Annotated in this window: 19 protein-coding genes and 1 tRNA gene; 13 read left to right on the top strand and 7 right to left on the bottom strand. The window is 33.4% G+C overall.

What is annotated here, in order from left to right; all coding sequences use genetic code 11:
• Positions 1 to 322 precede the first annotated feature (322 nt).
• Both ACFS6I_RS16715 and ACFS6I_RS16710 read left to right on the top strand, forming a co-directional pair.
• Positions 323 to 820, top strand: coding sequence for a hypothetical protein (locus ACFS6I_RS16715; protein WP_380922277.1), 498 nt, complete (start codon positions 323 to 325; stop codon positions 818 to 820).
• A 168-nt stretch (positions 821 to 988) separates the two neighbouring features.
• Entirely contained in the window at positions 989 to 1,657 is a 669-nt protein-coding gene (locus ACFS6I_RS16710) for a sterol desaturase family protein (RefSeq protein WP_021188273.1), read from the top strand.
• A 188-nt stretch (positions 1,658 to 1,845) separates the two neighbouring features.
• Here ACFS6I_RS16710 and ACFS6I_RS16705 read toward each other — a convergent pair.
• Together ACFS6I_RS16705 and ACFS6I_RS16700 are read right to left on the bottom strand one after the other, a co-directional pair.
• A tRNA-Ser gene (locus ACFS6I_RS16705) sits at positions 1,846 to 1,933 on the bottom strand.
• Positions 1,934 to 2,056: 123 nt separating this feature from the next.
• Positions 2,057 to 2,941, bottom strand: a complete 885-nt coding sequence (locus tag ACFS6I_RS16700) for a bestrophin family protein (RefSeq protein ID WP_380922274.1) — start codon at positions 2,939 to 2,941, stop codon at positions 2,057 to 2,059.
• 68 nt (positions 2,942 to 3,009) lie between these two features.
• On the opposite strand from ACFS6I_RS16700, the gene ACFS6I_RS16695 reads away from it, so the two are divergent.
• The 3 genes from ACFS6I_RS16695 (at position 3,010) to trxA (ending at position 5,084) form a co-directional block, all read left to right on the top strand.
• Positions 3,010 to 3,864: a glycoside hydrolase family 25 protein gene (locus ACFS6I_RS16695; RefSeq protein ID WP_380922272.1), complete on the top strand. Its 855-nt coding sequence runs from the start codon at positions 3,010 to 3,012 to the stop codon at positions 3,862 to 3,864.
• A gap of 180 nt (positions 3,865 to 4,044) precedes the next feature.
• A complete protein-coding gene (locus tag ACFS6I_RS16690; protein WP_380922270.1) occupies positions 4,045 to 4,788 on the top strand; it encodes a rhodanese-like domain-containing protein in 744 nt (247 codons plus the stop codon).
• Positions 4,788 to 5,084, top strand: a complete 297-nt coding sequence (trxA, locus tag ACFS6I_RS16685) for a thioredoxin (RefSeq protein ID WP_380922268.1) — start codon at positions 4,788 to 4,790, stop codon at positions 5,082 to 5,084. Before ACFS6I_RS16690 ends, trxA begins: the two co-directional genes overlap by 1 nt.
• A gap of 12 nt (positions 5,085 to 5,096) precedes the next feature.
• On the opposite strand, the gene ACFS6I_RS16680 is transcribed toward trxA, so the two are convergent.
• Together ACFS6I_RS16680 and ACFS6I_RS16675 are read right to left on the bottom strand one after the other, a co-directional pair.
• Positions 5,097 to 6,395 (bottom strand): hemolysin family protein, encoded by a 1,299-nt coding sequence (locus tag ACFS6I_RS16680; protein ID WP_132772015.1) that lies wholly within the window; start codon positions 6,393 to 6,395, stop codon positions 5,097 to 5,099.
• A 140-nt stretch (positions 6,396 to 6,535) separates the two neighbouring features.
• The gene (locus ACFS6I_RS16675; protein ID WP_132772014.1) at positions 6,536 to 7,879 is read right to left on the bottom strand and encodes a Gfo/Idh/MocA family protein; all 1,344 of its coding nucleotides are present in this window, start codon (positions 7,877 to 7,879) and stop codon (positions 6,536 to 6,538) included.
• Positions 7,880 to 8,132: 253 nt separating this feature from the next.
• On the opposite strand from ACFS6I_RS16675, the gene ACFS6I_RS16670 reads away from it, so the two are divergent.
• Complete coding sequence (locus tag ACFS6I_RS16670; protein ID WP_380922265.1) at positions 8,133 to 9,245, top strand: phosphotransferase enzyme family protein; 1,113 nt, start codon at positions 8,133 to 8,135, stop codon at positions 9,243 to 9,245.
• A gap of 67 nt (positions 9,246 to 9,312) precedes the next feature.
• A complete protein-coding gene (locus ACFS6I_RS16665) occupies positions 9,313 to 9,966 on the top strand; it encodes a carbohydrate-binding family 9-like protein (protein ID WP_380922263.1) in 654 nt (217 codons plus the stop codon).
• A 23-nt stretch (positions 9,967 to 9,989) separates the two neighbouring features.
• Here ACFS6I_RS16665 and ACFS6I_RS16660 read toward each other — a convergent pair whose 3' ends face one another.
• The gene (locus ACFS6I_RS16660; protein WP_021189726.1) at positions 9,990 to 10,328 is read right to left on the bottom strand and encodes a DUF2853 family protein; all 339 of its coding nucleotides are present in this window, start codon (positions 10,326 to 10,328) and stop codon (positions 9,990 to 9,992) included.
• Between the two features lie 239 nt (positions 10,329 to 10,567).
• Here ACFS6I_RS16660 and ACFS6I_RS16655 point away from each other — a divergent pair, with 239 nt between their 5' ends.
• The 6 genes from ACFS6I_RS16655 to ACFS6I_RS16630 all read left to right on the top strand — a co-directional run bounded on the left by ACFS6I_RS16655 (position 10,568) and on the right by ACFS6I_RS16630 (position 15,519).
• Positions 10,568 to 10,816, top strand: a complete 249-nt coding sequence (locus ACFS6I_RS16655; protein WP_021189727.1) for a type B 50S ribosomal protein L31 — start codon at positions 10,568 to 10,570, stop codon at positions 10,814 to 10,816.
• 165 nt (positions 10,817 to 10,981) lie between these two features.
• The gene (locus tag ACFS6I_RS16650) at positions 10,982 to 12,115 is read left to right on the top strand and encodes a putative sugar nucleotidyl transferase (protein ID WP_380922260.1); all 1,134 of its coding nucleotides are present in this window, start codon (positions 10,982 to 10,984) and stop codon (positions 12,113 to 12,115) included.
• Positions 12,116 to 12,121: 6 nt separating this feature from the next.
• A complete protein-coding gene (gene tpiA / locus ACFS6I_RS16645) occupies positions 12,122 to 12,889 on the top strand; it encodes a triose-phosphate isomerase (protein WP_380922258.1) in 768 nt (255 codons plus the stop codon).
• Positions 12,890 to 12,898: 9 nt separating this feature from the next.
• Complete coding sequence (gene prmA / locus ACFS6I_RS16640) at positions 12,899 to 13,741, top strand: 50S ribosomal protein L11 methyltransferase (RefSeq protein ID WP_380922256.1); 843 nt, start codon at positions 12,899 to 12,901, stop codon at positions 13,739 to 13,741.
• Between the two features lie 4 nt (positions 13,742 to 13,745).
• Positions 13,746 to 15,116, top strand: a complete 1,371-nt coding sequence (locus tag ACFS6I_RS16635) for a Mur ligase family protein (protein ID WP_380922254.1) — start codon at positions 13,746 to 13,748, stop codon at positions 15,114 to 15,116.
• 73 nt (positions 15,117 to 15,189) lie between these two features.
• A complete protein-coding gene (locus ACFS6I_RS16630) occupies positions 15,190 to 15,519 on the top strand; it encodes a helix-turn-helix domain-containing protein (RefSeq protein ID WP_021189733.1) in 330 nt (109 codons plus the stop codon).
• A gap of 119 nt (positions 15,520 to 15,638) precedes the next feature.
• On the opposite strand, the gene ACFS6I_RS16625 is transcribed toward ACFS6I_RS16630, so the two are convergent.
• Both ACFS6I_RS16625 and scpB read right to left on the bottom strand, forming a co-directional pair.
• A complete protein-coding gene (locus ACFS6I_RS16625; protein WP_165902458.1) occupies positions 15,639 to 15,809 on the bottom strand; it encodes a hypothetical protein in 171 nt (56 codons plus the stop codon).
• Positions 15,810 to 15,962: 153 nt separating this feature from the next.
• Entirely contained in the window at positions 15,963 to 16,523 is a 561-nt protein-coding gene (scpB, locus tag ACFS6I_RS16620) for an SMC-Scp complex subunit ScpB (RefSeq protein ID WP_183915585.1), read from the bottom strand.
• Positions 16,524 to 16,527 lie beyond the last annotated feature (4 nt).

Here is a 16,527-nt window from a genome sequence, read left to right as displayed (position 1 = left end):
TCAGCAATTGATAAAAAGAAAAAAGAATCTCCCCAATAAAGCAACCCAGCAGTATTCCTAATATTAACGAACCAGTTACTTTAAACCAAGAGGGAATTTGTATTAATTGTAATTTCATGATGCAAAACTCGTAATTAGATTGGTTTTCCTAATCAGTTTTGGTTTCATTAGTTTTATTTGTAGTTGTTTACTGACGTTGTATTTTCAACCTATTAGCCATTGATAATTATATCTGATAATTTTTTAAGATTTAGCACTTTTTTTGAGTAATTTTAAGAGAGCAAGAATAAACTAACACATTTAATTTTTAAACCTTTTATTTATGACAATTAGAATTCTTTTATTTTTTTTAATGATCGGTTCGCATGCTTCAGCACAAGAATTGAATCTTCTTAAAATTCGTAAAGAGTATTCTTTAGCAGTGAAAGATGAAAGTATTTGTGAAAATAATCTGAATTTACTAAGGGCTAAAGCGAAAGAAACGACCGATAAAGGGTATTTAGCTGTTTATGAAATTGTTTTTGCTAAACATATGGGTAATCCATTCCGGAAACTTGGTCAATTTAATAAAGGTAAAAATTTATTAGAGACCTTAATTAAGGAAGAACCCAGTAATGTTGAACTTCGTTTTATCAGGTGGAGTGTTCAAACTCATGCACCTTCTATTTTAAACTACAGCAATGATATCAAAAAGGATAAATCTTATATAATTGATCACCTTTATAGTCTTCAGCATCGGGATGTAAAAGAAATTATATATAAATATATCAAAGGTGCAAATTCTTTTAGTGAAGATGAATTGAAAGAATTGATGAAATAATGATTTTTAAATTAGATTTCTTTTATAGATATTTTTATAGGTTTAACTTTTATGTTTAAAAAGTCAGTAATGTGACTTTAACTTGATGAATGGTGTTTTATATATTTTTTTATAATTATTATTTTTGCAAAAGATAATCTGTAGCAATTTTATTAATAAATTAATTGTATGGCAAAGCGTAATTTTGTTTCAAATTCAACTGAATCTTCAAGGATGTTTAAAAGTGATTTTTTAGAATCATTGACAAAAGTCCATTGGAGTGTTCCTTTAATATTTTACTTACCAATAATTGGTTACTTTTCATGGACTGCTTTAGGCCCTGGAGATATGAGTATTCTTAGTTATATCCAGTATTTTGTCTTTGGACTTGCTTTCTGGACTTTATTCGAATATGCATTACACCGTTGGGTTTTTCATTATCATCCAACAACTAAGTGGGGTAAGAGAATAGCATTTATTTTTCACGGTGTACATCATGATTATCCAAAGGATAGATTAAGATTGGTTATGCCATTATCTGCGAGTATACCTTTGGCAGCATTGGTTTATTATTTGTTTACTTTCTTTTTTAGTTCGGATATTATATTGGCTTCTTTCTTTTCGGGTTTTATGATTGGTTATTTAATTTATGACGAATGCCACTACGCAATGCATCATGCTAACTTTAAGAGTGGAATTTTTAAACGAATTAAACAACACCATATGTTGCATCATTATTCTGATCCAGAACACGGATTCGGTGTAAGTTCAGCTTTGTGGGATGAGATCATGCGCTCTGGATTTCCCAAAGAAGATGAAAAAGTAGAAAAAACAGAAAGAATCAGTATGGATAAATAATACTTAAAAAACAACAAAAGCCCAACTTTGCAGTTGGGCTTTTTTATTGGCGGAGAGCGAGGGATTATCCCATGATTCCAAATGAGGATATACTACAATAAACCATTCGCTTTGCTCATTTCTTTGTTAAGCAAGTATATAAAGTGCTATAAACGACAAAAGCCCAAATTGCTTTGGGCTTTGTTATTTGGCGGAGAGCGAGGGATTCGAACCCCCGGACCTATGACAGTCAACAGTTTTCAAGACTGCCGCATTCGACCACTCTGCCAGCTCTCCGCCACAAAAGTAGAAAAATTCATTTAGTCGCCAAAACTTATTTTTTACTCCATTGAAAATGAGGGAGATTAATTTTTTAAGCTATATTTTAGTTAAAAAAAAGGCTTAAATTACTTTTAAAGGCTATGGAAGTAAGATTTCATAACAGTGTTTTTTGATGTTCTGTGCGATTTTGTCAATCGGTAAATCATCACTATCTGTTCCGAAAGGTTCTTCAATGGATTCTCCAATTAATTCTAATGATGCTAGTACATAAAATATAAATGGTACTGCTGCAATGACAAAATAACCAATTGAAAAGACGTATCCGATGGGTAGCGTTGCTGTATAAAGGATGATGAACTTTTTTATGAATGCGTTATAGGATAGCGGTATTGGTGTGTTTTTAATCCGTTCACAAGCTCCACATACATTGGTGAAAGATTCAAGTTCATTATTGATAATTCGAAATTGATCTCCTGTTATTTTTCCTTCTTTATAGAGTGAATTTGTTTTTTTAAAAATTAATGATGCTACTTGATTGGGACCATGTTTTTGATCATCTAGATTTTCTAATTCCGGATGTGACATTTCATCAAGCATAAATTTGGTGTAGTCCGAACGAAGAAAGGTATAGAGTGTTTCTGCATAAAGCGGAATCGCTTTCCTATAAAAGCTGCGATTTACCTTATCATCGTTTTCCAGAAATGCATTCATTTTATAGGATAAACTTCTACTGATGTTTGTTAATGAACCCCATTGTTTTCTAGCCTCCCACCAACGGTCGTATGCAGTATTAGTTCTAAATACTAGCAAAAGGGAGAGTACGAATCCAAGTAAGCTATGAACTATAGTGATATTTTTAATCCAACTTTTTTCAGCTAGTTTTAGATATTCCAGTTCTAGGTACGCAATGCCCCAAGAATATAAAGATGCTAAGATAAGATATGGAAATAATTTACGGAAAGTATCCGTTTTATGGAGTTTGAGAGTTGAAGTAAGCCAATCTTTTGGGTTGTAAACAATCATAGACAAAAATACAAAATGTTTATTTTAATTTTGATTCTTTGTAAAAGATAGATTAAATTCATTGCCAAATGAAGAAAAAGAAAGTTCAGCGCAAGAAATCAGGCGAGATCACAGATGACAATGGTAAAAGATGGAAGTATATCGCATTTTCTGGAGCTTTTATTCTTCTTGTTCTTTTAGCGTTTGCATGGCATTATCGTGCGGGAATTAGATATTACCTCAGTACTTTGGGGAAAGCTCGAGGAACTGCTCATAAAGAGGCTAAATATGATATTCGAAATGTGGAGATTATGTCGAGCCATTCAGATAAGATTTTTGGTTTAGATATATCGCAATATCAAGGTGATATTAACTGGATAGAAGTTAATACAATCAATGATCAATTTCCAATAGATTTTATTTTTGTAAGGGCAACGATGGGTGAAAGTAAGGTGGATGATCGATTTGATGATAATTGGAAAGCAGTTGCTACTAGAGCGAATTTAAGAGGGGCTTATCACTATTTTAGACCAAATGAAAATTCCGTTAAGCAGGCTAAAAATTTTATTAGGACTGTTAAACTTGAATCAGGAGATCTACCGCCTGTATTAGATATTGAGGAATTGCCTAAACATCAATCCATGGACAGTCTGAAAGTTGGTTTAAAACGGTGGCTGGACGAAGTTGAATCACATTATAGGGTAAAGCCTATTTTGTATTCAGGAGATAAATATTATACAGATTTTCTTCAAAAAGAATTTAGTAATTATATTTTATGGATTGCCAATTATAATTTTTGGGTCGAAGATCTTAAAGATCATTGGAATTTTTGGCAGTTTTCCGAGAAGGGGACTGTTAGAGGGATTAAGGGGAATGTTGATCTAAATATCTTTAATGGTACTATTGAAGAACTTGAAGAAATTACTATTCCTTTTAAAAATTGAAATTACATAATCTTGAGACATTAAATACAGAGGATGTTTAAGGGGGTATATTCCTCTTTGAAACTTATAAACATACATCATTATTTCCTGGAGGAAGCGATCAGCATCGCACATCAATTCACAAAAGAAGTTGAAAGGATCGGTCTTAATTGCTTTATCTTCTTTTAAAAATTAATACAGATGAAAAAAGAATTTTTAACTTATATAGTTGGCGCGTGTGCAACAGTATTTTTTATTTTAACATTTACCCAGATAGGTTTTGGAAAAGTAATATCGGAAAGTGAAAAGAAACCTACTTCTATTTCGCTTGACTCTTCTGTTTCAGCTTTGAATTTAACGCAATTTATGTCATTGGAAGCAACAGGAGCATTGGTCTTAGATACCAGATCGGTAAAAGATTTTGCAGCAGGTTATATTCCTAAGTCGGTGTTTATCGGTTGGAACGGACCATTTAAAGCTTGGGTTCCAAAAATATTAGTCAACAAAGATCAACCGATTATACTCCTTTCAGATCAGGAAACAGTATCACAGGTATGCTTAACACTGGAAGAATTGGGTTATACGCATGTATTGGGGTATCTTGAGGGAGGTTTGCGTAGTTATAAAAAGCAATATCTTTTAGATTCTATAGCAGAAGTCGATGCTTCGACTTATTTAGATTTATCAAACGAAGGTCAAATAATAGATGTCAGGTCGGAAAAAGAGTTTGCCACAGGGCATATTGACAATGCTATGAATTTTCCATTAAAAGATTTAGGTAACTTTAATCTTGATTTACCAGACAATAAGAATTATTATGTCCAATGTCTTTCTGGATATCGTAGTATGATTGCTATGTCTATTTTGAAGAAGAAGGGCTTTGAGCATGTAATAAATATTAGAGGTGGATATCAGGCATTGAAACAATTAAAAGAGGAGAAATAATGGCTACATTCGATGAGATTATTAAATCAAATAATGTTGTACTGGTAGACTTCTTTGCAACTTGGTGCGGACCGTGTCAGACCATGGCACCCATATTACAAGATGTAAAAGAGTTTTATGATGAAAGTTTGTCAATTATAAAAATTGATGTGGATAAAAATCCTAAGATAGCATCCCTTTATAAAGTAAGTGGAGTTCCTACTTTTGTATTATTTAAAAATGGTACTCAAGTATGGAGACAAAGTGGAATGATTACTAAAACAGATCTACATAAGCTTATTGATGCTCACAAATAAAAAAGGAGATGATTAATCATCTCCTTTTTTTCTGAATGAAATTTTATCAATTCGATTACCATCCATATCCAGGACTTCAAATTTTATATTTTTGTACTGGACCTGTTCTCCTTCTTCGGGAACGTGGTCAAGGAGCAAAAATACAAGTCCACCTAAAGTGGTAATATTATTTATTTCATCTTCGTCTTCTTCAGAGAGACCAATTTCAAACTCTTCCATAAACTTATCCAGTTGGTATTGCCCATCTGCAATATAGGATCCGTCCTCACGTTTACGAATTCGAGGTCTGTCGATTGATTGATCTTCAGGTAAATTACCTACCAGGTCAGATAGAATATCTCGAAGGGTAATAACGCCTTGTGTAGAGCCATATTCATCAATTACGATAGCCTGGTGTATGTGCGATGCTCTCAGGCTTGTTAAAATACTATAAGCGGAGCTATGCTCGTTAACAAATTTAATAGGTTCTATCAAGCTGTTTAAATCTATCGGTTTTTCTTTTAAATATTGTGACAGTAATTTTTTTACATGTACGACTCCTTTTATGTTATCAAGATTACCTTCGCAAATTGGGTACATGGTATGCTCTGTATTCATAATGATATGTCGATGTTCTTCGAAACTATCTTCTAGATCTAAAAAAGCAATATTACTTCTATGGGTCATTAGATTTATTGCTTTTTTATCGCCTAAGCTTAATAGACGGTCTACAATATCGTGTTCTATCCCCTCAATAGCTCCACTATCTACTCCTTCATCAACCAATGCTTTTATTTCTTCTTCTGTTACTGAATTGTGTGTGCTTTTGATATTAAACAATTTGACAATACAATCTGTTGAAATACTGAGTAGCCAGACAAAGGGACGAACTATTTTACTCAGTAAATTCATTGGATAAGCGATGACCATGGCATACTTTTCTGGAATAGCCATACCGATTCTTTTTGGCACCAGTTCTCCAAGTACCAAAGAAAAAAAAGTGATGATAAAAACAACGATTACTACAGACAACTGTTCACTGTATGGTGCTAAAAATGAGATTTGAACAAATATCTGCTTCAGGTAGACTGCAATACTTCCGCCGCTAAAAAAACCTGTTAGAATCCCTATTAAAGTAATTCCTATTTGAACAGTGGATAAAAAATTGTTTGGAGATTCTTTTAAAGCTAAGGCTATTTTAGCTGCAGGGTTATTTTTGTCAGATGCTGCTTGCAGTCGGGCTTTTCTACTGGAGACGATTGCAATTTCTGATGCAGATAATACTCCATTTAGAATAATTAGAGCTAATATAATAAGGACTTCTGTGAGCATGTTTTTTTTATACTTAGGCTAAATGTAGTAAATTTTTAGAAATTTATATGTAAAAAAGATTGAGAGATCTCTTTTTTCAGGGCATTAGCCTTCGTCTATAACGAAAAAAGGCTTCTACTTAGAAGCCTTTTTTCGTTATTTTATAATCCGCTATCATCTAGCATGAATGTGTTTTTCTTCGTTTTCCATTTTCCGGAAGTAAAATCAGGAAATTCAACAGTTTTATTACCTTGTTTAATTGATTCTGTTGATAATGGGAATACTGCACTCATTGTAACAGAGTCGTAAACATCGAAAGGAGTTTGTTTTCCTTGTTTGGTAGCTTGGATAAAAGAGTTGAAGACAAACCAGTCCATTCCACCGTGACCTGAGCCTGTTGCTAATGTTTCATACTTTTTCCAAATTGGGTGATCGTATTTATCTACCCATTCCTTTGCAGGGTCCCAAGTATGAGGTTTTGATTTCCCTTCAATATGGATACCTTGTGCAACGTCCATCCAGATTCCCTCTGTACCTTGAACACGGAAACCGATTGAGTATGGTCTTGGCAAGTGTGTATCATGTGTTAACATGATCGTCTCTCCATTTTGACATTGAATCATTGTTTGAGTGATATCACCATTTTTATAATTCAATTTTGCATTTGGATGACCTGGAGATTGTTTTTCAACATATGCAGCCAAGCCTCTAGCTTTACTCGAATAAGACGTAAGGTGTGTAAAACGATTTCCAGCATTAATATTGACGAAAGGAAGAATTGGACCTAAACCGTGCGTCGGATATAAATCACCATCTTGTTCTACGTTATATTTTGTGCGCCATTGTGCCTCAGAAATTGCTTTAGGGCCAAATTCTACACCTTTACCGTAGTAGCTTTTTCCATCATTAAAAAGAACTTCACGTAAATCATGTTGGTAACCACCTTCTAAATGAAGTAATTCTCCAAATAATCCTTGGCGGTGCATGTTAAGAACAGCTAATACATCACGACGATATGCCACATTTTCTAAAGTCATGTAAGGTTTCCCTGTTTGTTCAGATGCTTTTACTACATCCCAGTGATCCTGTACTGTTAGTCCTGCAATAACTTCGCAACCTACATATAGGCCTGCCTTCATGGAGTCAATTGCTTGATCTTTGTGGAATTCCCAAGGAGTTGCAATAATTACAGCATCTAACTTTTCTTTACTTAACATTTTCTTGTAAGCATCGATACCGCCAGTGTATTCTTTCGGAAGTTTAATTCCTTTTTTATCAAATTGCTTACGACATTGTGATAAAGATTCTTCTTGTGTATCACAAATTGCAACAACTTCAACATCGTCGCGGTTTAATGCGATAGCAACATGGTTACGGCCTCTAAGTCCTACTCCAATAAATGCTAACCTAACTTTACCATCTTTTGCAAATAAATCTGTACTAGAAAGGATACCCAGTCCAGCAGTTGTAAGTGCTGTAGATTTTATGAAATTTCTTCTGTCCATAATTTTTGTTCTTTTATAATCAGGATATTAAATATCCCTTTTAAGTTATATTGTGAGTTTAGTGTGATATAACTTAATTCGCTATCAAACAAATATATAAAATTGGAAATACAAACTTAATGTGCAAACGTTTGTCTAAAATGAAAAAAAAGAACAAACGTTTGTGTTGATATTTTATTAGCACTTTTCACAACTATTTGGGATATTGCAGTCCAGTTAAAAACTTAATTATTTATAGTTAGTATAATTTTTAATGTCAAATTCGAATCAAATGAATGGTCTGAAAGCAGCAGCAGCGTTTTCTTTAAGTGAAGATATCATAAGTGTGGAAGCTTTTGGTTCAGGACATATCAACGATACATATCGTGTAACAACAAGAAATACCATTGGTAAAACCTTTTTATTACAAAGGATAAATCATCATATTTTTCAAAATGTTGATGGTCTCATGTTAAACATTAAACATGTCACCGATCATTTAAAAACTAAAATTGCGCATTTACCAATTGAAATTCAAGAGTCGAGGGTACTCACTATAATTCCGACTAAATCAAATGATTTATATCATCTTGATGAAGATGGAGATTATTGGCGGATGTTTATTCTTATTGATGGTACCAAAAGCTACGATGTTGTGGAGACCACAACGCAAGCTTCAGAGGGAGGGAAAGCTTTTGGTCAATTTCAATTACAGTTGGCAGATTTAGATGCTACTCAAATTGTTGAAGTATTGCCAAATTTCCATAACATCCAGTTTAGGTTGGATAATTTAAGGAAGGCAATTGCGGCTGATTCACAAGGACGTGTTGAGGGCGTAAAAGATATTTTAGAATTTATCTTCTCTAGAGAGGAGCGTATGCGAACAATTCTTGATCTAGCTTCTAAAGGAGATCTTCCTTTACGTATTACTCATAATGATACAAAATTTAATAATGTATTATTAGATCAAAATGATCAGGCGCAGTGTGTGATTGATTTAGATACGGTCATGCCTGGATATGTAGCATATGATTTTGGAGATGCAATTCGTACGATTATTAATCCAGTGGAGGAAGATGAGAAAGACTTGTCTAAGATTGTTTTAAATATTCCTCTTTATGCAGCATACGCAGAAGGTTACTTAAATGAAGCTAAAGAGTTTTTAACTGATATTGAGGTGCACTCTTTGTTAGAAGGCGTATTTTTACTGCCATATATGCAAGGTGTACGATTTTTGACAGATTATCTTGAAGGAGATCATTATTTTAAAACAAAGTATGATGATCATAATCTCGTTAGAACCAAAACGCAATTGAAATTGGTTGAAGAGATGGAAAGACAAGAAGAGGAGTTAAAAACTGCCATTAGTTCAGTTTTGCAAGATTAGTAATCAAATAGTAGAGAGCATTGATATTTCAATGCTCTCTTTTTGCTTTAATTTAGTATTATTGTATATGACAAATTCAATCATTATATCATCAATTAATCTGGAAAATAGTGATTTAAAGGGGTATCAATCTTTAAATGAATTATTACGTTCTACATCTTGGAATCATATAAATGTCGCGAACTGGAATGAAGATTACCCATATATTCCTCTAGCTAAATTTAGGGTAGCGTATGATCAAAAAGCGATAATTATTCAGTATGAGATCGAGGAAGAAGTTATCAAGGCACAATATCATGTACACAATGATAATATCTGGGAAGATAGCTGTGTTGAATTCTTCATTTCATTTGATAACAAAGAGCACTATTACAATTTTGAGTTTAATCCTATTGGAGCAGGGTTGATTGGGTATGGTACTAATGTAAAGACTGAGCGCTCGCGATTAACAGAAGAGCAAATTGATCAAGTTGATGTATTTAGTACTATTGAACGTACTCAAACGGACTCTAAATGGAGCTTGATTCAATACATTCCATTTACAACTTTTACACATAATCAAATTACAAATTCCTTTTTAAAGGAAAATAAGATTTTTGCTAATTTTTATAAATGTGGAGATCATTTACCTCGACCTCACTTTTTATCTTGGAATAAAATAGATCATCCAACTCCTAATTTTCATTTACCTGAATTCTTTGGTGAATTGATTTTTGAATAAGAGTTGGATGACTCTTATTCAAATTATTTGTATAAACTTTCTTTCTTGAATTTCTTAACAAGCAGTGCATACACTAATGCACGGTATTTGTTGCGGTTTGATTTGCCAATTTGAGTAAAAACTTCTTCAATAGCCGCATCTAATTTTGCATCATCTGTAAGGCCTAATTTTTTGATTAAAAAATTGTTTTTTAATCTTTTAATTTCTTCAGGATCAGAAGATGCGATTGTTTCAGCATCTGCTTTGTAAATAGAAGGGCCTAACCCTTTTGTAACAGATTCGATAAGAGAGTCTTCTAAGGATAGTTTTAATTTTTTTGCCTCTGCAATATATGCTGAGATTTTTTCATCTAATTTGCTCATAATGTGGTCTTGTTAAATTAAGTAGTTTCTAATTTATGTTTAAATTAAACAATATTCCTTAAATAAGGAATAAATATTATCTTTTTTTATGCTAAAATTGACTATATTTGCAGTAGGAGTAAAGGGTAAAAAATAAATACCTTATTTGGAATATTTGTTACGGAATATTCTTGCAAATAAGGTTTTAATAAATTATCTTTGCACCTCAATTATTGAATATACGTAATCATAAGATAAAAATGAAAAAAGATTTGCATCCTTCAAATTACAGATTAGTTGTGTTTAAAGATATGTCAAATGACTATTCTTTCATCACAAAATCATGTGTTGATACAAAAGAGACAATCACTTGGGAAGATGGTAATGAATATCCAGTTGTGAAATTGGAGATTTCTCATACTTCTCACCCTTTCTATACTGGTAAAATGAAATTGGTTGATACGGCTGGTCGTATTGATAAATTCCGTAGCCGTTATAACAAAAAGTAATTTTTGTTATCCTAAGGGTAGCACAATATTAAAACTCGATAATATCCATTATCGAGTTTTTTTTGTTATTTTTATAGGGTGATAGTTATCTTATTTGATCAGTCAACAGAGTCAAGGTACTTACAATGTTTTAATGGATTAGGGGATCTATTTAACTCTGATTCTTTGTGGCCCTTTACAGAAGTTAAACCTACCGCTTTATTACGTATTGGAATACTTCCCTTGTTTGAAAAGTGGAAACATGCTTTAGATGCTGTTGTTTTATATGATTGCTTAGACAATTCTTTATCTATCGATGAACAGATTGCATTATCATCTCATGAAGCACAGGAACTCTACTTTGTATCTGTAAATGTTATTCCCAATGAATCCTTTCTTGAAAAATTAATTTTGTTGTCGAAGGGCCAGTATCTTAAATCTGGTAATGATCTACTTGCATTAAGGGCTGATTTTGACGAGCCTTCTAAAGTGAGGGTGGCCCATAAACCTTTTGATGAGACCCTCATTCGTGTCCGATTTATAGAAGATCTGTATTTACATGTTGGTCCGGAGATTATACATGATTTTGAGGTCTTGACAAAACATTTTTCAGGTGCACTTTATTCTGAGAGCAATACGGTGATTGGTGATCAATTGTATATCGGTAATTTCGTTGAGATGGAATGTGTGACCCTGAATACAAAGACAGGTCCAATTTATATAGAAGAGGGTGCTGTCGTTATGGAAGGGGCTAATTTAAGAGGACCACTGTATATTGGAAAGCATGCTGTTGTTAAGATGGGGACAACGATTTACGGAAATGTTTCAATTGGTGAATGCGCAGTAGTAGGAGGGGAGATCACGAACTCAAGTATCGGTGATTTTAGTGCAAAAGGGCATTACGGATATTTGGGTTGTTCGGTAATTGGTGATTGGTGTAACCTTGGTGCGGGCACAACAAATTCAAACTTGAAGAATAATTTATCTCCTGTTGAACTTTATGATTATTTATCGAAAGGATTGCGTGATACAGGATTGATGAAGTGTGGTTTATATATGGGAGACTTCAGTCGATCTGGAATACAGTCAGCTTTTAATACCGGAACTGTTATTGGTACAGGATGTATGTTAGCATTGACGGATTTTTATCCTAAATTTGTTCCGTCATTTACTTGGCTATACGGGGACATAAAGGAAGCTTATCAACTTCAAAAGTTTATTTCTGATTTAGAAGTTGTATTTTTATCAAAAAATAAAAGATTAGACAAGAGACTAATTGAAAGAATTATAGAAATTAATCAATCAACATTTAAAAACTAAAGTATTATGCGTAAGAAAATTGTAGCAGGAAACTGGAAAATGAATTTGGATTATCAGGATGGAGTTAGCTTGTTCTCTGAAGTTGTGAATATGGCTAAAGATGAAATTGTTGGTGACCAACAAGTCGTTGTTTGTAGCCCATTTATTCATTTACATAGTATTGCGCAATTGGCAAAGACGGCTTCTCATGTTGCTGTAGGTGCACAAAATATCCACCAGGCTGAATCTGGAGCTTATACAGGAGAAATTTCTGCAAGTCAAGTTAAATCTGTAGGTGCTGATTATGTTATATTGGGACATTCTGAGCGTAGAGCTTATTTTGGAGAAACAAATGCCTTGTTAAGTGAGAAGGTTGATGCTGCGTTAAAGCATGGTTTGTTACCAATTTTCTGTATTGGTGAAACGAAAGAGGAAAGAGAGTCTGGAAAGTTTTTTGATATTATAAAAACACAATTGACAGAAGGGGTGTTTCATCTATCCAAAGAGGAGTTTGCGAAAGTTGTGTTGGCTTATGAGCCAGTTTGGGCTATCGGTACAGGTTTAACAGCTTCTCCAGAGCAAGCTCAAGAAGTTCATGCTTTTATTCGTGCTACTGTAGCGGCTCATTATGATCAATCTGTTGCGGATGAGACTAGTATTTTATATGGAGGAAGCTGTAACCCTAAAAATGCAGGTGAATTGTTTGCACAGGCTGATATTGATGGTGGATTGATCGGTGGAGCTTCTTTAAAATCAAGAGACTTCTTAGATATCGTTAAAGTTTTTAATAAGTAAAAATCTATTATGAAATATAGTGAGGTAATATTTACGCGAATAGTAGGGGAAGAGTGGCAACAGGATTTGTTTATTGCCGAGCTAGCTGATATAGGTTTTGATACTTTTGAAGATACTGAGACAGGGTTTGCAGCCTTTATTCCAACTGCAAACCTTGATCTTCAGGCATTGGAAACAGTTATTCTTCAACAAGAAGACGGTTTCGAGGTCCGTTATGAGGTAGTAGATCTACAAGATCAAAATTGGAATAAGTTATGGGAAAGTAACTTTAGCCCGATTTTAATTGATAATGATTGTTATGTCAGAGCTAATTTTCATCCGGCTAAACCGGAAATTCGTTATGAAATAATAATAGATCCTAAGATGTCGTTTGGTACGGGGCATCACCAGACCACAACTATGATACTTCGTTATATCCTGGAAAATAACTTTCAGGATAAAGAAGTTTTGGATATGGGTTGTGGTACAGGTATATTGGCTATTTTAGCATCACAAAAAGAAGCAAGACATGTATTGGCTGTAGATTTTGATGATGTTTGTATCGCTAGTGTTGAGGAAAATAAGTTACTGAATAACGTTAGTAATATAGAATCAAAATTAGGTTCATATGAAACAATAATAGGTCGGGAATTTGACATCATTCTAGCTAATATAAACCGTAATATATTGTTGGAACAATTTCCGCAGTATAGCAAGTCTCTTCGATTAAACGGAGAGTTGTATATTAGTGGTTTTTTTGATGGGGAAGATTTATCAATTTTGAGAACGAGTGCAGAAGCTATAGGTTTTGAGTTTGTTTCCAATAAAGTAATGGACAACTGGTGCTCGGCTAAGTTCGTGAAAGTAAAATAATAATATGCGCATACATTTTATTGCGATAGGAGGAAGTATCATGCATAACCTTGCTATTTCTTTGGAAAGGCAGGGGCATCAGGTCTCTGGGTCTGATGATCAGATTGTGGAACCTTCCCGTAGTCATCTCATTGATGCAGGTCTATTGCCTGAGCAACTAGGGTGGTTTGACGAAAAAATTACCGATGATATTGATGCTGTAATTTTAGGAGCTCATGCACTTATAAATAACCCTGAGCTTATAAAAGCACAGGAGTTAGGATTAAAGATTTATTCATTTCCCGAATTTATTCAAGAACTTTCTCAAGATAAAACGAGGGTAATCATAGCAGGTAGTTATGGTAAGACTACGATCATGAGTATGATCATGCATGTTTTAAAAACTCTTGAAAGACCTTTTGATTATTTAGTTGGAGCGCAACTTGAAGGTTTTGATAATTTGATCGAAATTACAAAAACAAACAAAATTATATTAATCGAGGGTGATGAAAATGTAGCTTCTAGTTTGAGCAATAAGTCAAAGTTTATGTTTTATAAACCAAATATTGCCTTGATTAGCGGTATAAATTGGAATGAATATAGCACGACAATAACTTTCGATAACTATTTAAAACAGTTTGAAGATTTTATTAATACGATAGAGTCTAAGGGAACTCTGATTTACAACAAAGAAGATAAATACCTGCAAAAGATTATAACAGATACTAAATCTTGTAAAATTAATCGGCATGGATATCAGATTCCTGAATATGCTATTAATAAAGGTACCACATATATTAAGTCCGTAAAAGGTGATATTCCTTTGCAGGTATTTGGGAAGCATAATCTTTCAAACATTGCTGGGGCATATACGGTTTGTGAGTGGCTTGGTATTAAGAAGGAGGATTTCTTTGACGCCATAAAAACTTTTAAGAGTTCAATTCGTTATCTGGAATTTGTAGCAAGTTTCGAGGGATCTGTTGTTTATCAGGATTTTGCTCATACTCCTAAGAAACTGAAAGCAAGTATTCATGCTATTAAAGAGCAATTTCCAAGTCAAAAGTTGGTTGCTATAATTGAATTAAACGCTTATGACAGTTTGGATGAGAAATTTGTCAGTCAATATAAAGATACGATGAATGAAGCGGATCTTCCGGTTGTTTTTATAAATATGGAATCAATTAAGGAGGTAAATAAGTGTACTACACATCTATTGGAAGACATCCGAAACGCGTTCAATCGATCAGACCTGGACATTGTGACGAATTTAGGTGATCTCTACGATTTCCTTGAGAATTTTAAATCAAAAGGCAATAATTTATTGCTGATGAGTTCCGGCAATTACAGTGGGGTTAATTTGACCGAGCTGGCGGATCATTTTTTTAAGAATTATTAATAAAATTGCCTTAACACTTTGAATAAAAGATTTTTTATTTTATATTTGTTTTGTAAATAAAAAAATCTACCAAATGAATGCACTAGGAAAAAAAATTAGACTACTGAGACACCAAAAAGGGTGGAGCCAAGAGGATGTTGCAAAGAGATTAGATATCTCAATTCCAGCTTTTTCAAAAATTGAAACAGGAATTACAGATGTTAACCTTTCTCGCTTAAATCAAATTTCGAAATTATTTAATTTGTCAGTAGTTCAGCTTTTATCAACTTCCGATATGGAAGAGGATAAAGAAGCTATCAATGAATTGGCAGAATTAACTAAAAAATTGCAATCCCGTGAAACTGAAGTTATCGAGTTGCAAAAGAAAGTTATTGATCTTTACGAGCAATTGCATAAGAAATAGGTTTTATTCAATTTTGGGAATGAATAAAATAAAGGCTTGCAGATATTAATCTGCAAGCCTTCTTACTTTTTGACTGACAACGTAAGTTGTTTTCTATAGATCTTTGTGATTGATTTGGATTAAAATTCGTCTTCGTCTCCGAAATCGTCAAATTCTCCAATAGAGTCAATGTCTTCTAAATTAAAGTCATCTTCTAAGATATCATCAGAATCATCATCAGGTCCATTAAATGAACCAAATTTATCATCTTCTACATTCATAGATTCACTTTTCATCATTGCCGTGTTCATAAAATTATATTTTTTTTTGCTTATTTAATAATGTAAAATTATATAACAAAATTCGAACTTTAAACTTTTTTTGAAAAAAAATAATCAATCTAAAAGATTGATTATTAGTGTTATTAGGTGATTTGTAAATGTGGAGCAAAATTACTAATGTCGTTATTCGACGACCTCACCAATTTCATTGTCTACAGAAACGATATCTTTAAGTTGTGGTAGGTCTCTTACACCATTAATGCCAAAGTGGTTCATAAATTGAGCACTTGTGCTGTACAGCAGAGGTTTTCCGATTGAATCTGACTTCCCAGCAATCTGAATTAGTTTTTTTTCTAAAAGTCGTTGAACGGAGTAGTCACAGCTCACCCCTCTTATCTGTTCGATTTCTAGCTTTGTAATAGGTTGTCTATATGCAATGATTGCTAAAGTTTCCAATGCCGCCTGACTTAACTTTTTCTTGTCCCGATGCAACTGTAATTGATTGATCGTTTCATGGTAAGTTGATTTTGTCAAAAATTGGTAGCTGTTATTAATCACTTTTAATTCCAACACTTCATCTTCGCTTTGATGCTTAATGATGATCTTATCTATTAAATTTTGCAATTCATCTTTTGAAATTTCGATCGCTAAAGCTTCTTGCAATACATGTTTGATATCTTGCGGCGTAATGCCGTCTTCCGAAGCATATATAATTGCTTCTATGTTACGAATAATATCCTTCACTGAT

The sequence above is a fragment of the Sphingobacterium anhuiense genome, assembly GCF_042686355.1.
GTDB classification, from domain to species: domain Bacteria; phylum Bacteroidota; class Bacteroidia; order Sphingobacteriales; family Sphingobacteriaceae; genus Sphingobacterium; species Sphingobacterium anhuiense.
The sequence above is the reverse complement of the archived record's forward strand: the minus strand, read 5'-3'. Positions and strand labels throughout refer to the sequence as shown.